This window comes from Campylobacter sp. RM9334 (genome assembly GCF_020138145.1).
Taxonomy (GTDB): Bacteria; Campylobacterota; Campylobacteria; order Campylobacterales; family Campylobacteraceae; genus Campylobacter_E.
The window spans coordinates 96,231-112,283 of the sequence record NZ_JACGAX010000001.1; the positions used below are offsets into that span (position 1 = coordinate 96,231).

At 29.0% G+C, this 16,053-nt stretch carries 11 protein-coding genes; 8 read left to right on the forward strand and 3 right to left on the reverse strand.

Annotated features, from left to right (window positions below):
- Window position 1 precedes the first annotated feature (1 nt).
- The 4 genes from thrS to AVBRAN9334_RS00545 all read left to right on the forward strand — a co-directional run bounded on the left by thrS (window position 2) and on the right by AVBRAN9334_RS00545 (window position 5,758).
- Window positions 2-1,804, forward strand: a complete 1,803-nt coding sequence (gene thrS / locus AVBRAN9334_RS00530) for a threonine--tRNA ligase (protein ID WP_336606727.1) — start codon at window positions 2-4, stop codon at window positions 1,802-1,804.
- Entirely contained in the window at window positions 1,801-2,325 is a 525-nt protein-coding gene (gene infC, locus AVBRAN9334_RS00535; RefSeq protein WP_336606728.1) for a translation initiation factor IF-3, read from the forward strand. Before thrS ends, infC begins: the two co-directional genes overlap by 4 nt.
- A gap of 265 nt (window positions 2,326-2,590) precedes the next feature.
- Window positions 2,591-5,443: an autotransporter outer membrane beta-barrel domain-containing protein gene (locus tag AVBRAN9334_RS00540; protein WP_336606729.1), complete on the forward strand. Its 2,853-nt coding sequence runs from the start codon at window positions 2,591-2,593 to the stop codon at window positions 5,441-5,443.
- 147 nt (window positions 5,444-5,590) lie between these two features.
- Window positions 5,591-5,758 carry a hypothetical protein gene (locus AVBRAN9334_RS00545; protein WP_336606730.1) on the forward strand — a complete coding sequence of 56 codons (168 nt, stop codon included), beginning with the start codon at window positions 5,591-5,593 and terminating at the stop codon, window positions 5,756-5,758.
- Between the two features lie 32 nt (window positions 5,759-5,790).
- Here the strand turns inward: AVBRAN9334_RS00545 and AVBRAN9334_RS00550 are convergent, their stop codons facing one another.
- Together AVBRAN9334_RS00550 and rpe are read right to left on the reverse strand one after the other, a co-directional pair.
- Window positions 5,791-6,564, reverse strand: a complete 774-nt coding sequence (locus tag AVBRAN9334_RS00550; RefSeq protein WP_214119567.1) for a 3'-5' exonuclease — start codon at window positions 6,562-6,564, stop codon at window positions 5,791-5,793.
- Window positions 6,564-7,211, reverse strand: coding sequence for a ribulose-phosphate 3-epimerase (gene rpe, locus AVBRAN9334_RS00555; protein WP_214117019.1), 648 nt, complete (start codon window positions 7,209-7,211; stop codon window positions 6,564-6,566). The genes AVBRAN9334_RS00550 and rpe overlap by 1 nt, the downstream gene beginning before the upstream one ends.
- A gap of 118 nt (window positions 7,212-7,329) precedes the next feature.
- Between rpe and rpmB the strand changes: the two genes are divergently transcribed.
- From rpmB to AVBRAN9334_RS00575, 4 genes are all read left to right on the forward strand, one after another.
- Window positions 7,330-7,524, forward strand: a complete 195-nt coding sequence (gene rpmB / locus AVBRAN9334_RS00560) for a 50S ribosomal protein L28 (RefSeq protein ID WP_214117022.1) — start codon at window positions 7,330-7,332, stop codon at window positions 7,522-7,524.
- 18 nt (window positions 7,525-7,542) lie between these two features.
- Window positions 7,543-8,667 carry a potassium channel family protein gene (locus AVBRAN9334_RS00565; protein ID WP_214117036.1) on the forward strand — a complete coding sequence of 375 codons (1,125 nt, stop codon included), beginning with the start codon at window positions 7,543-7,545 and terminating at the stop codon, window positions 8,665-8,667.
- Between the two features lie 75 nt (window positions 8,668-8,742).
- Entirely contained in the window at window positions 8,743-8,964 is a 222-nt protein-coding gene (locus AVBRAN9334_RS00570; protein WP_336606731.1) for a YdcH family protein, read from the forward strand.
- Between the two features lie 14 nt (window positions 8,965-8,978).
- Window positions 8,979-10,064: a methyl-accepting chemotaxis protein gene (locus AVBRAN9334_RS00575; protein WP_336606732.1), complete on the forward strand. Its 1,086-nt coding sequence runs from the start codon at window positions 8,979-8,981 to the stop codon at window positions 10,062-10,064.
- A gap of 389 nt (window positions 10,065-10,453) precedes the next feature.
- Here AVBRAN9334_RS00575 and AVBRAN9334_RS00580 read toward each other — a convergent pair whose 3' ends face one another.
- Complete coding sequence (locus AVBRAN9334_RS00580) at window positions 10,454-15,988, reverse strand: hypothetical protein (RefSeq protein WP_336606733.1); 5,535 nt, start codon at window positions 15,986-15,988, stop codon at window positions 10,454-10,456.
- Window positions 15,989-16,053: the final 65 nt, after the last annotated feature.

Here is a 16,053-nt window from a genome sequence, read left to right on the forward strand (position 1 = left end):
AATGGAAATAATAGGATATTACGATAAAGATAAAAATATTTATGATACTTTAAGCACTGATGGAGCAGGACTTAAGCCAATTTTCTATGATGATAGTCCTATGGCACTTGAGATAATTCGCCATAGCTGTGCTCACCTTTTAGCTGAAGCTATTACACAATTATATAAAAATGCTAAATTTTTCGTAGGACCTTGCGTTGATGAAGGTTTTTATTATGATTTTAAAGTAGATGAAAAAATCAGCGAAGAAGATTTAAAAGTAATTGAAGATAAAATGAAAGAGCTTGCAAAAAAAGGCTCTCCTATGATAAAAAATACGATGAGCTATGAAGCTGCTTGCGAAAAGTTTAAAAATGATGAATTAAAACAAGCAGTTTTAAGTCGTTTAAGTGGAGAGATTAGCACATATTCTCAAGGCGAATTTACCGACTTATGTCGTGGGCCACATTTACCACACACCAAAATGCTTAAGAATTTTAAATTAACAAAATTAGCAGGTGCTTATTTAGGCGGCGATGAAAAAAATGAAATGCTAGTTAGAATTTATGGTATCGCATTTGCAACAAAAGAAGCTTTAAAAGACTATCTAACAATGATAGAAGAAGCTAAGAAAAGAGACCATAGAAAACTAGGAAATGATTTAAAATTATTCACATTTAGCGAACAAATTGGTGGCGGCTTACCATTATGGCTTAAAAATGGTGCAAGAGTTAGAAATAAATTAGAGCATATTTTATATAAAGCCCATAGAGTTAGATTTTATGAGCCTGTTCGTGGCCCTGAATTGCTAAATTCTAGCGTTTGGAAAACAAGCGGACATTATGCAAACTATAAAGAAAATATGTATTTTACTAGAATTGATGAGCAAGAATACGGAATAAAACCAATGAACTGCGTAGGACATGTATTCTGCTATAAAAGTGAAGGTAGAAGTTATAAAGATTTGCCTATTAAATTCTTTGAATACGGAATGGTTCATCGCCATGAAATGAGTGGGGCTTTACACGGGCTTTTAAGAGTTCGTGAATTTACTCAAGACGATAGCCACATTTTCTGTATGCCAAGTCAAATAAAAACCTTAGTAAAAGAGATTTTAGATTTTGCTAAAAAAATTATGGTAACTTTTGGATTTGAATGGGAACTAGAAATCTCAACAAAACCTGAAAAATCAATAGGAAGTGATGAGATTTGGGAAGTTGCTACAAAAGCTTTAATGGAAGCTTTAGATGAAGAAGGTATTAAATACGGAGTTGATGAAGGTGGTGGAGCTTTCTATGGTCCAAAAATTGATATTAAAATCCTAGACGCACTTAAACGCAAATGGCAATGTGGAACTATTCAAGTAGATTTTAACCTACCTGAAAGATTTGAGCTTGAATATACAGACGAAAACAATGAAAAAAAACGCCCTGTAATGCTTCATCGTGCTTTACTTGGAAGTTTTGAAAGATTTTTAGGCATATTGCTTGAGCATACAGCAGGAGAATTACCATTCTTTATAGCTCCAATTCAAGTTATGATTTTGCCAGTAGGTGAAAAACATATTGAGTATTCAAAAGCATTACAAAAGGAATTATTAGAGCTTGGAGTTGATGCTGATATTAATGAGAAAAACGATACTCTAGGTAAAAAAATAAGAAATGCAGAAATGTTAAAAGTGCCTTATATAGCAGTAATCGGAGATGAAGAAATAAATAATAATCAAATAGCTTTAAGAGATAGAAGAGCTAAACAACAATCAACACTTACAATGGAGGAATTTTTGAAACTAATTAAAGAAAAACAAAACGAGGTAGTATTTTGAGTAAAGAAAAAGATGTATTGTTAAATGAAGAAATAGATTTAGCAGAGGTTAGATGTATAGGTGATGATGGAACACAATATGGCATAATTAGCAGTGATGAGGCTAATGCACTTGCTAATCGTTTAGGACTTGATTTGGTATTAATCGCAAAAGATGCTAAACCACCTGTTTGTAAGATTATGGATTATGGCAAATTTTGTTATCAACAAGAAAAAAAGCTAAAAGATGCTAAGAAAAAACAAAAAGTCATTGAAGTAAAAGAAATTAAACTTTCTGTAAAAATTGCTCAAAATGATATTAACTATAAAGTTAAACACGCTATTGAGTTTTTAAAATCAGGAAAGCATGTTAGATTTAGAGTATTTTTAAAAGGTCGTGAATTAAGCAATCCACAATCAGGCGAAGAGCTACTTTTAAAAATTTATGAAGAAATTAGCGATATTGCAAATATGGATAAAGCACCTTTATTTGAAGGTCGCTACATTAATATGCTTTGCACCCCAAAAAGCACTAAAAAATAAAAACTTATCATTAAGGCAATTAATTTGCCTTAATCTTTATAATAATTATTGAAATTTATTGATATTTTTTAAAAAAAATCATTTATATTTATTAATCTTTAAGTTAGATTTTAAGATAATAGCATTTCAATTTTTTTTAAAGGAATGTTATGAAACAAAATTTTAGTGTAACGGGGGGGGGGTATTTAAACTCTCATTAATTGCAAGTCTATGTATCTCTTCAAACTTATTTGGTGCAACAATAAATGTTGTAGATAAAGCTAAGGTGGAAAGCTTTGATTTTAAAACTTTTCCAGATATTCATAAACCATTTAATGATAATTTTGGTCCTTTTGATAATAAAAAACCAGATTATTACAAGACAAATCTTAAAAATATCACAGATATTACAGAAGAAAGTGCTGATAATGTAAATGTATATTTTTCAGAAGGATTAAGTAACAAAAATTTTCCTATAAGTTTTGATAATTCTTTTTGGGACTCAAGAAGTAAAACTATTAGTAATAGTAATAATATTACTATAAAAAATTCTTTAATTAAAAGTTATCTCGAAACTGCAAAATTTAATAATGGAAATAATTTTATAGCTGAAAACAGTTTTGTTGATTCATATATCATAAATTTTAAAAATATAAAAGCTACAAATTCTTATTTAGACTACATAGAAAATGGGCAAGGAATAAAAATTGATTTAACAAATTCTGCCGTTAATTCTATTTCCAAAACTACCGGAACAATTGATGCAAATGGAGGACGCATTAATGGAATATCATATTCTAATGTTAATCTAAATGGGACAAAAGATAATTTGGTAAAAGTAGATAATTTTTATGAAACAACAGGATCAATCAATCACGCTGATGTAACAAATATAGAGTTTGGCAAGGATTTAACAATTACAAATTCTAATATAGGATTAATAAGTGTTAGTAAAAATTTAACAATTAAAGATTCTACAATAAAAGAGATAAAATCTACTGGAATTTTAGGAATTACAAATTCAAATATAACTACTTCAATAAATTCTTATGATAAGGTAACATTGACTGATAGTATTGTTGGTGGTAAAGTAAGTGGTATAGATTCTACTGGTACTGGTAAATATAAAGGTAGTCTTGATTCTAAAGGCTCTACATTCAATGATGATATTTATGTTACAAAACTAACCCTAAACACTAGTGAGAGCGGAAAGCAAAGCAAGGTAAAGGCTATTAAGACTATAAGAGCAGGTGCTTATGATATAGATAGGCTTGATACAGGTGATAAATATTATATTGGTGGTAGCATTATAGGTGAAGGAACGATTAAAAATAGCACTATAAATATGCAATTATCAGGTTCTAAAGGCTATACAACTTCAGCATTAATTAACCAAGATAATTTTTACAATGAATTTGTTGATGAAAAAAATGAGATTAACCTAAATATAGCAAACACAAGTAATATAAACTTAGATAATGTAATAGCTACAAATAGTGTTAGAGCACATACTTTAGATATAAAAAATTCAAAAGTAGCAAAAAGAGTTCTAGCAAATAGCCTTACTTCAAATAATACAGCTTATTACCTAGGAGCAAACAAAGAAAGCTACACAGGTGCAATAATCTCAAGAGAAAACACAAGCGGAGCAAACAATGAATTAGTATTACTTAATGTTATGAGTGATAATAAGCTTGATACAAGCAAAATCAATGCAAATCTACCTTTAGCAATACTTAAAAAAGGAACAGGAACAGCAGAGCTAAAAACTTTCTTTAAAGATTACAAGATTAGCGATGGAATAAGTGATTATGTGATAAATAATGATTATATTGCTAGTGCAATGCTAGGGGATTATCTAACCTATGCGATAACTACTAATAAGAATGGTAAAGTAAGCGATACAGGACTTAATGCAGATAATATTGTTAGCATTGCAAACGGCGATAAGACAAGTGAGCTAGGTAAATTAGTAAATCAAAGCGCAGGCGATTATAATGGTAATGAAGGCTTAAAAGCTGCATTAGATAATCTAGCTAAACAAACAATTAGTATAAGCCCTGAAACTCCAGATAATTCTAAACCGGATACAGGTGTAACAAATCCTGAAAATAAACCAGACAATTCTAAACCTGATACAGGAGTAACAACTCCAGACACAGGTGTAACAAATCCTGAAAATAAACCAGATAACAAACCTGATACAGGTGTAACAAATCCAATTGATAAAAACCAAATAGCAGATGATTTTATAAAAGATATTAAAATCAACAAAAACGCTAAAGCTCAAGCTCAAGTTATTTCAAAGGGAATAAATCTAATCAATACTTTTGCTTGGAATAATATGAATAAAAGATTAGGTGAAGTTAGAGGTTTAGATAAAGAATTAGGCGTTTGGGCTAGAGCTTATTATACAAACGCAAGTATAGATGATGTAAAACTTAATTCATTTGAAGTTCAATTTGGAGCTGATAAAGCTAATGATTTTGCAGATGGCAATGTAATTACAGGAATTATGGCTAATATTTCTAATTCTAAATCTAGTGATGTTTTAAAAGGAAATAATTACGGGTTTGGTCTATATACAAGCTATATTTCAAACAATGATTTATATGCTGATTTAGTAATTAAAGCAAATCATTATAATGTTAAATACAATTCAGAGCTTTTAAAAGGTTTAAAAGATAGCAAGACAGGATTTATTGCAAGTTTTGAACTTGGTAAAAGATTTGATTTAAATAGATTTTATGTTGAGCCTAGCATAGAAACTATATTTGATTATACACCTAAAACTAACTTAGAAAATAATGCTATAAGCATTACAAGTAAGGCTAATTCTAATTTACATATAAAACCTGCAGTATTCTCAGGATTTAAGGTAAATGATAATGCCAATATAAGACTAGGTGCTGGTTATATTATGGATGTTAATAAGCCAAGTGATTCTATAATAATCGCAAAATCAAGCAAAGCAAGTGAAACAATAAAAGGTAAAAGAGATAATAAATTTTACTTAAATCTAACAGGTGATTATAAGTTTAATGATAATTTAAGATTAAACTTAGGTTACGAAAGAACTTTCGGAGCTGATTTTAATATTGACAATCAAATTAACGCTGTTGTAAGATATACATTCTAATTACAAAATCTTTAGCCTTAGTGCTAAAGATTTCTTTAAATATTTTCATCAAAAATTACATTGACTTTATATTCTAATTTAATAATAAAAAATATGCTATCTTTTAAGTGCTTAATAAAAAGCATAAAATGTTTAAATATTATAATTGTGTCAATATTTTTAAAAGGTCGTGAATTAAGCAATCCACAATCAGGCGAAGAGCTACTTTTAAAAATTTATGAAGAAATTAGCGATATTGCAAATATGGATAAAGCACCTTTATTTGAAGGTCGCTACATTAATATGCTTTGCACCCCAAAAAGCACTAAAAAATAATAAAGTGGCTTTTAATAGCCACTTTTAAATTCTTATTTTTTCATCTTAGAGCGTGAATATAAAATCAAATCATTACTTGTTTTAATTTGCGAACCTTTTAAAGAATTAATACAATAATTCAAAATATCAGCACAAGCTTTTGCATCACTTAAAGCCCTATGATGAGTGCTAATTATACCTAATTCATTTTTTAAACTATCAAGACCATATTTATCACATTCAATACAACGCCTTGCTAACATAATCGTGCAAAGCTTTCTATTAATCAATGGAGCATTTAAGTATTCAAGACTTTCTTTTGCGATAAAACCATAATCAAAAGATACATTATGAGCTACAAAAATAGCATTACCTAAAAACAATCTAAAATCAGCTAAAACCCTAGCACTTCTAGGAGCATTTTTTAGCATTTGCGTTGTAATTCCTGTAAGCTCAACTATATTTTCAGGCACTTCGTTTGCATAAATAAAGCTTTCAAATTCATCTAAAATCTCGCCATTTTTTATCTTAACAGCACCAATTTCTATGATTTGCCCGTTACTAATTGAGCCTGTGCTTTCAATATCAACAACACAAAAAATCTCATCTTGAATTAATTTATTTCTTGAGTTTAAAAATACTTCTTGATTTTGTTTTAGCGTAATATCAAGCCCTAACATTAAAAGAGTTTCATAAGTTATCTCAAAATTTAAGGCATTTTCGTATTGGTTTTTTAAATCTTTATAATTAATACTACTTGTAAGTAGCCTTTCTAAAATCTTATCACAATTAGCAATTTGTTTTTTATAAAGCTCGTTATAATCCATCAAAATTCCATTTTTAAAGAATTAATTGCGACTTTATAATCATTACTACTAAATACATAATTTCCAGCCACAACTATATCAGCCCCTGCTCTTTCAATATCTGCAATATTTAAGCCATTTACTCCGCCATCAACTTCAATGAAGCATTTATAATTATTCTTATCAATCATTTCTCTTAAGGCACTGATTTTTCTAAGAGTGCTTGGTATGAAGCTTTGACCACCAAAACCAGGATTTACACTCATTAAAAGCACCATAGAAACTTCACTTAAAACATATTCAATCTCATTTAAATTCTGGTGTGGATTTAATACTATTGAAGGATTTACGCCGTGTTTTTTAATATAATCAATCAATCTTAAAGGATGAGTAGTAGCATCTATATGAAAGCTTAAGAATTTAGGTTTTATATCTAAAAACAAATCAACAAATTTATCAACTTCTCTTACCATCAAATGCACATCTAAAGGAATAGTAGCAACTTTAGCAATAGCTTTTGTAGTGCAAGTTCCAATGCTTAGATTTGGAACATAATGTCCGTCCATTACATCAATATGCAATAAATCAGCACCAGCAGCCTCAACTTTTTTAATATCTTCAGCCAAATTTAAAAAATCAGCAGACAATAAACTAGGAGCAACATACATTTTTTAATCCTTAAAATTATTTTTTATAGAATATCATTAAAACTTAAAAAAAAAATTAAGCTTAAGATGCTATGATTAATACTTTTATTTTTACAAGAACACAAAAAAAGGATTTACGATGTCAAAATTTTGTCAATTAACAGGTAAAGGTCCTATGGTAGGAAATAATGTTAGCCACGCTAACAATAAAACAAAAAGAAGATTTTTACCTAATTTACGCACTATTCGCATTGATTTAGGCGATGGCACAACTAAAAAAATTAGAGTTGCAGCTTCAACATTACGCACACTAAAAAAAAGAAGAGCTAACTAATTTTTATAAAGAATTTTTATGAGCTTTTTTAAAAAGCTAGGCAAATTGCTCGGTTGGGCTGAAAGTGGAAAACCTGAAGTTGATATAAATACCGAGTTTTACGAACAATTAAAACCTTTTCGTCTCCCATTAATAGCAGTTGTTGTAATGATGCTATTTGGGGCGATTGGTTATATGCTTACTAGTAATTTTTCATTACTTGATGGGATTTATCAAGCAGGTATGACTTTTACAACTTTAGGTTATACTGAAGTAGCTACAATCACTCCTGCTGGTAGATTTTTTACGATTTGCTATGTATTATTAGGCTTTGTTACTTTTACTTTTTCAATAGGTATTGTGATTGAAGTTCTAAAAAAAGGCGAATTAACAAGAATTATTAAGGAAAAACGAATGCTATACAAAATAGCAAGATTAAAAAATCATTATGTTATATGTTATCACAACGAATTTACCCAAGAATTAGCAAAACAATTTAAACAAACATATACACCTTTTGTAGTAGTAGATGATATACCAGATTTTGAAAAAATTGCTGAAGCAAATAAATATCCATTCTATATTAAATGCCCGCCACATAGTGATTTGGCATTTTTAAAAACACATTTATCAAGTGCGAAAGGAATTATTTCTCTTAGCCCAAATTCTGCTGATAATATAGCAATAATTGCTAGTGCTAGACTATATGAAAAAGATATAAAAAGAATTAGTCCTTATTCTATAATAACGATTTCAAATTCCGAACACGACGCAGCAAGACTTAAAAAGCTAGGGGCAAATACGGTTGTATTAGCTACGAAATTAGCAGCTCAAAGACTTAGCGTTGTAAGTGTAAGACCTGAAATGGAAAATCTATTAGAGCAATATTTATACACAAGAGACCAAAGTATTGATATTGAAGAAGTTAAAGTTCCTGATGAAAGTTGGGTTAGATTTAGAAGATTAAAAGATGTAGCTTTTAGACAATTAGCAAATGTTAGCGTAATCGGAATAAAAGATGCAAATAATAATTTTTTACCTATGCCAAAAGGTGATGCAATGATTGGAACGGGGACTAAATTATTGTTAATAGGAACTCCAGAAAGTATTAAAGAAGTTAAAAAAATTATTAAAAATAAGCAAACTCCTGAAAGTTTAAAATAAAATATAAATGTTATCTGTTTGTAATTTATTTTAGTTACCATATTAATACACATTACTAAAAATTAAGGAGAAGTTATGTTACACGAACATAGAGAGTTAATCACGAATTTAAAAGGTAAAGACGCACATTTTGATAAGCTTTTTGAAGCTCATAATGAATTAGATCATAAGATAAAAGATGCTGAAGAAGGTAGAATTCATTTAGATGATTTAGAAATAGCTAGAATGAAAAAGGAAAAATTAAAATTAAAAGATGATTTAAATAATTATTTAAATTCTATTAAAAGTAAAGCTTGATGGGGGGGGTATTTATGTTTTTTAACAAAGATAACACCCTCCAAAATGAATTGCAGGAAAAATTAAATAGAGCAATAGCAGAAAAAGAAAAATTAGAAGCTGAAATTGCGAAATTAAAAAATGAAATTACTGCAAAGGCAAATAATGAAGAAGAAGATAAAATCAAATTCTCACTATTTGACATTATGGTAAAAGGTATGAAAGAAAGCGTTTCTTTTGTTCAAAAAGATATTGAGGGTGATTTATCAAGAGCTCAAGAAATAGAAACTCTTTCAGCAGATTGTGTAGATATGATAGTAAATCTTAAACAAGTATCTGAAAATATCATAACATCACTTGAAAAAATCACTGAATCATCAAGTAAATCTCGTGATACTGCACAAAATCTCCATAGAAGCGTTGATGAAATTACAAATGTAATTAATTTAATCAAAGATGTATCAGACCAAACCAATTTGCTAGCTTTAAATGCAGCTATTGAAGCAGCTCGTGCTGGTGAGCATGGTCGTGGTTTTGCTGTGGTTGCTGATGAAGTTAGAAAACTAGCAGAAAAAACCCAAAAAGCAACAGCTGAAGTAGAAATGAATATCAATTTATTAAAACAAAACGCTAATGAAATGTTTACGCAAAGCGAATCGGTAGAGCAAATATCACAAGATTCAAACGCACATATCGGAACATTTTCGGAACAATTTGATAGATTATCGCATATATCTAAAGATATTAAATTTAATGCGAGTGCTATCAAATACGAAGTATTTACATCTTTAGTAAAACTTGACCATATCTTATTTAAAGCAAATGGATATGCAAATGCACTAAGTGAAAATCCGACAAAATTAAGCGACCATTTTAGTTGCCGTCTTGGTAAATGGTATCAAAATGAAGGTAAAGAAATGTTCGGGCATCTTCCTTTATACACTAAGATTGATACTCCGCATAAAAATGTTCATGAAAGCATTAATCAAGCGCTTGGATATATTGCAAGCAAGCAGTCTAATAGCAAAGAAATTGTTGAGCTTTATAAAGAAGCAGAAAAATCAAGTCTTGAATTATTTATGATTTTTAGACATTTATTAGGCGAATTTATTAAAAAATAATTCACTAATCTTATTAGGGTTTTAGCCCTAATAAGTCTGTATATTTACAAAATTTATACTTCATCTGATACTAAAATCAACTTTTATTTTTTATTTTAACAACCCTTTAAAATACCAATATAAAGCTAAAAATAACTTTTATAGTTCTATCTACTCCTAGAAATTATCGGCAAAATATCTTAGTTTAAAATATACATTTTGACATAATTAGCAGAATTTAAAAATTGCTTACATAAAAAATATCCAACCAACAAACTCAAAAATATATTAATTGAAAATATTTTAAAGCAATAAAATCTTTATTAGTTATATCAAATAAAAAAGAAAATAATTGTGATAGTAAAAATAAATTCTAATTCGTAATAACAATTACGAATTAGAATTCTTCATTAGAATTTATAGCTAAAGCCCAAGCTACCTTTTAATTCTTTATCAGAATTTGTGTAAAGATTGCTTCCTAAATTGATATTAAAACTAGCATTAGGGTTGATTTTATAATCTACACCAAAATTTAAATTCACACTTGTATCGCCCTTTTTACCTTCAATGATATTTTCTTTAACTTCATCTATTAACAACATATCAGGCTTTTTAGTTAGTTCTTTGCTAAGTGCAACAGATAAAAATCCATCAAGGCTATCTAGCATAGAAACTCCACCTTCTAATTTAGCTGATAAAGTATGCTTTAATTGGCTATCCCCACTTATACTAAGACCATTTGTGCTAATTGCAGTCGGCTTATAAGAAGTCAAATCATATCTTAAACTTGGCTCAAAATAATATTTATCCCCAAATCTAACCCCACTTTCAAAACTAGCTGTATAAACATTGTGATTTTTATCAGCTTTAATTCCTAATTTATCTGCCTCATAAGAGCTTGATATATTGTGGTAAAAAGCATTAGCACCTATAAACACTCCATTATTAAACACATTCATAGCATATAAACCAATGCCTTTTGAATCGCTATTAGCATCTACATTTCCTTTAGTTTCAGCCGTTCCAAAACTAGCAGCTACACCTAAAGTTAAATTAGAATTGCTAAGTTCATTTGTCTTATCAGCACCAACATTAAAATTCTTATAACGAATTGAACTATATTCGTATTTGTTATATCCCATTTGATTATCTAGCCAAAATCCATTACCTACTTTTTGATTTTTTACCAATCTTAATCTATTGTTTAATGTATTGTTTTTAGTATTTGCTATGTAATCAGGGCTTGTTAGAATGAAATTAGCCGTCCCAACAGCGTCTTTATCAAAATCTATTAAATCAAACATATCACCTAAAACAACTTCTAAACTAGAAGTATTAACATTATTGCTATTAGCACCATTTGCTATATTGCCTAAATCTTGACCCGAAATAACACTATCAACATTACTCTCATCTATTAAATCATCGCCTTTAATACCAATGCTCCAAATAGCATTTCCTTTAGCATTAGGATTAAAATGCGTAAATCTATCGGCTAATTCATAATTTGCCACTTTTGTTTGATAAGTTACTTTAAAAAAGTCCTTGCTAATTCCTGATTGAGAATTTGCATCACTTCTTTGTGAATTAGTAGTGTTATTAACTATTGCTATAGGGATAAAACCTTCTTTATCTTTTAGCATAGTAAGGTTTGTATTCGCAAGTTGTATTGTATTGTTAGCACCACTTATAGCTTCTCTTACTATTATAGCTCCACTATAAATATCGTGGAATGAAGTATCAATTCCACCACCATAAATATAAAACTTAGAATTATTAGCTACTAAAGTATTTACTGCTACTTGACCTTTTATATGAGTATTTGTTGTATCTAGTTTATCAACCCTTACGCCGCCATTTAATTCTGATTGTTTTGTAGTGTAAGTTCCGCTATCTTTTTGTATATTAGCATCATATACATTACTTGAGCTATCATCTTTGCCTAAAAGCTTAGAATTAATAGTAGAGTTTGCAATATTTACTAAATTAGAATTGATATTTGATGAGTTGATAGTAGAGTTTGTAATGCGTGCGGAATTTGATTTGATATTTTCTGCTGTAACATTTAAATCTTTTATATTTAAATCCTTAGTAATATCAACTTGATTTGCCGTAATTACATTACCTTTTTCCATAGATTTACTTGTATCAAGGCTAAAGATTGCATCAGTAGCACTAACTTTACCACTGAACTGATTTCCTTGATTAGCATATAAAGTTTTACCTACATTTAAATCTTTTTCAAATGTTGTATTATCTACGCTTACATCATTTGTAGTAGTTGTTATTCCACCAAATTTACCCCCACTACCTTTAATATCACTCAATTCAACATCGTTTGTATAAACTACTTTATTACTAATTAAGTCCCCATTACCTGTGATTTTTGATGAAATCGTCCCATCAACTATCTCAATAATACCTTCATTTTTAATATCGCCTGTGATTTGAGATTTGCCATTAAGTGCTAGGTAAGTAGTATCATCAAGTAATGTTAAATTATTTGCCGAACTTCCCTCATCAAGAGTAATTTTTGCATTATTTTTTAAAGTCAAATCATTAAAATAACTAGCTTTAATATCTGACTTACAATTTGTATTATCCTTACAATCAATTGTAGTAGCTCCATTAAATTTTGTATTAAGTGCATTAAGATTGCTTACTACAACTTCACCATCAAATATAGATTTACTCGTATTAATAGTGTTAGCATTAACTTTTGAATCTTTAGAGAATGTAGTGTCTAAAACTGCTTCAATTGTATTGGCATTAACTATAGAATTAAATCTAGAATTATTAGACTTTAAAGTATCTTTTACATTAACTTCTTTATTAAATACTGATTTTTCTGAAGTTATATTATTTGCCGATACAAAACCATTAAAAGTTGAGCCGCTATTTGCAATTATGCTATCAGTTGCAGTGGTTGTGCCGTTAAATACTGAACCGCTATTTGCCGTGATAAAATCTGATTTTATATCTTTTTCAAATGTAGCTTTATCATTTGCTGTTAGTTTGTGTGCTGTAAATGTATCGCTTATGGTTGCATTTGTAACGCTTAATTCATTAAACTTACTATTATTAAGACTTGAAGTGCAGTCAGTATTTTTACAATTAATATCCACTAAACCTTGAAAATTAGTACTATTAGCCGTTAATTTCTCTACATTTACTTTAGATGTAGCACTAAAAACACTATTAGCATCAGTAGTTAAACTAGAAGTATTTACTAAAGCTTTAAAGGTTGAGCCTGTAGAGTTTATAGAATTACTTGCATTTACACTACCGCTAAAAATTGAATTAGTAGAAGTGATTGTATTTGCTGTAACATTTGCAAAGCTTGAATTATTTTTAGCTGTTAGAGTAGCTGTATCAATTGCATTAGCAAATGTTGAACTATCAGCTGTAATTGAATTATTCTTAACTATGCTTCCATTAAATGTAGAACCTACTGCATTAATATCTGTTGCATTGACTATGCTTGTAGTATCAAATATAGAATTTGAATTAGAATTTAATGTAGCTGTATTTACTATAGCTTTAAATGTTGTATCACTTGAAGTGATTGAATTACTTGCTGTTATGTTTTTATTGAATATAGAATTTTTAGAACTTTCTAAATCTTTTGTATTTACCAACCCATCAAATGTAGCACCATTTGAAGTAATTTTATTAGTTGCATTTACATTTCCTACAAATTTTGAACCACTATTAGCAGTTATGCTATCGGTTGCAGTGGTTGTGCCATTAAACACTGAATTAGTAGAAGTGATAGTATTTGCTGTAACATTTGCAAAGCTTGAATTATTTTTAGCTGTTAGAGTAGCTGTATCAATTGCATTAGCAAATGTTGAACTATCAGCTGTAATTGAATTATTCTTAACTATGCTTCCATTAAATGTAGAACCTACTGCATTAATATCTGTTGCATTGACTATGCTTGTAGTATTAAATATAGAGCCTTTTTGAGCGTCTAAGAATGCAGTTTTTACTTCTTTTTCAAATGTAGCACCATTTGAAGTAATTTTATTAGTTGCATTTACATTCCCTACAAATTTTGAGCCACTATTAGCAGTTATACTATCAGTTGCAGTGGTTGTGCCGTTAAACACTGAATTAGTAGAAGTGATTGTATTTGCACTTACATTTTTTGCGAATGTTGTATCACTTGAAGTTATAGAATTTGAAATAGTTATATTGTTATTAAATTTAGAGTTATTAGAGCTTTCTAAATCTTTTGCTTCCACTACCCCATCAAATGTAGCACCGCTTGAAGTAATTTTATTAGTTGCATTTACATTCCCTACAAATTTTGAGCCACTATTAGCAGTTATACTATCAGTTGCAGTGGTTGTGCCGTTAAACACTGAATTAGTAGAAGTGATTGTATTTGCACTTACATTTTTTGCGAATGTTGTATCACTTGAAGTTATAGAATTTGAAATAATTATATTGTTATTAAATTTAGAGTTATTAGAACTTTCTAAATCTTTTGCTGTAACTTCTCCATCAAATGTAGCACCGCTTGAAGTAATTTTATTAGTTGCTGTAGTAGTTCCTACAAATTTTGAGCCACTATTAGCAGTTATGCTGTCATTAGCCTTTGTATTCCCATTAAATATAGAACCATTTTCAGCAATAATAGTGCCTGAAGTTATACTGCCGTTTAAATTCGCACCATTTGTTGCCTTTAACTCATTAGTTACATTAATATCTGCACCTATTGTAGAAGTTCCTATTTCTGCATTAGTTGCTGTAAGTTTGTTTGTATTATCTATTTTAGAATTTTTTATATCCAATTTTGTTTTTGCATTAATATTTGCATTATTTGAAGTTGTAATATTATTAAGAGTAACATTTTGAGCTATTATATTGTTATCTTTATTTAATCCGCTATTTTCAATATTTACTTTATCTAAAGTAACATTTGCAAGATTGGTAGCTCCCGTTGCCCCACCTATACTAACATCTTTGAATATTCCACCAATAATTGTTAAAGAACCATTCTTATCATTTCTACTATTAGCATTTATAGATTGATTGGTAAGATTTGTATCGGTAATTATAACATTTGCACCATCTTTTATAACAATCTTATGTGAAGTTGGAGTGGAAGTCGTTTTTGATAAATCCATATTATTAATACTAATATTTCCAGTTAATGTTATATTTCCACCAATGCCAATTTTATTGGTATCATTTAATTGCATATTTACAATTTCAACAGGACCTGTTCCCTCAATGTCTACATTATTCATATTTCCTTGTACAAGATTGTTTAAATCTCCAATAATTAAACCACCACTAGTAGTAGTAAGCTTTACTTTATTACCATTCTTACTTATATTAGTTACCTTGTTAACATAAGTACTACCTTGAAAATTATTAAAAGTAGAAGTTTCATCTATTTTTAACTCACCTATATGTCCATTGTAAAAAGTATTTTTATAACTAGCATTATTTACCACTTCAAGAATATTAACACCAAGCATACCACTTTTATCTATACTTGAATTATCCAATTTAAAGTAATCAACATTAACAACCGTATTGTATCCAGAAGATCCAGCACTAATATTTAATTTAGAAGAGTTAGATAAATATAATTTATCAACCTGAAATAAAGAATTAGTATTAGACACTAGACTAACTGTAGTATTATCTCCTTTTATAACAGAAGAAATAATTTTTCCAGTATTTTTATTAGATAAAGTTCCTTCTTTTAAGCTAATAGAATTTGCAGTTAAGCTTCCACTTACACTTAATGTAGATTTATTACCACTTATACTACCTATATTTTTTTCAGACCCTACTTCAACATTTTTATCATTTATCACACAATCATTAGTATCTTTACAAGCTACATCAAAAAATTCAGCGTGTAAATACCCCCCCCCGCTGATTGCCAAACAAGTTAATAAAGATAAACTTAGTTTATTTCTCATAATTATTCCTTGAATTAAAATCTTTTAATATTATCAAAATTTAACTTTAAATCTATGAAAATAAT

What these genes read in the sequence shown, in the direction of transcription:
- thrS (WP_336606727.1), top strand. Translation starts at nt 2, where the DNA reads ATGGAAATAATAGGATATTACGATAAAGATAAAAATATTTATGATACT.
- AVBRAN9334_RS00550 (WP_214119567.1), bottom strand. Translation starts at nt 6,564, where the DNA reads ATGGATTATAACGAGCTTTATAAAAAACAAATTGCTAATTGTGATAAG.
- rpe (WP_214117019.1), bottom strand. Translation starts at nt 7,211, where the DNA reads ATGTATGTTGCTCCTAGTTTATTGTCTGCTGATTTTTTAAATTTGGCT.
- rpmB (WP_214117022.1), top strand. Translation starts at nt 7,330, where the DNA reads ATGTCAAAATTTTGTCAATTAACAGGTAAAGGTCCTATGGTAGGAAAT.
- AVBRAN9334_RS00565 (WP_214117036.1), top strand. Translation starts at nt 7,543, where the DNA reads ATGAGCTTTTTTAAAAAGCTAGGCAAATTGCTCGGTTGGGCTGAAAGT.
- AVBRAN9334_RS00570 (WP_336606731.1), top strand. Translation starts at nt 8,743, where the DNA reads ATGTTACACGAACATAGAGAGTTAATCACGAATTTAAAAGGTAAAGAC.
- AVBRAN9334_RS00575 (WP_336606732.1), top strand. Translation starts at nt 8,979, where the DNA reads ATGTTTTTTAACAAAGATAACACCCTCCAAAATGAATTGCAGGAAAAA.
- AVBRAN9334_RS00580 (WP_336606733.1), bottom strand. Translation starts at nt 15,988, where the DNA reads ATGAGAAATAAACTAAGTTTATCTTTATTAACTTGTTTGGCAATCAGC.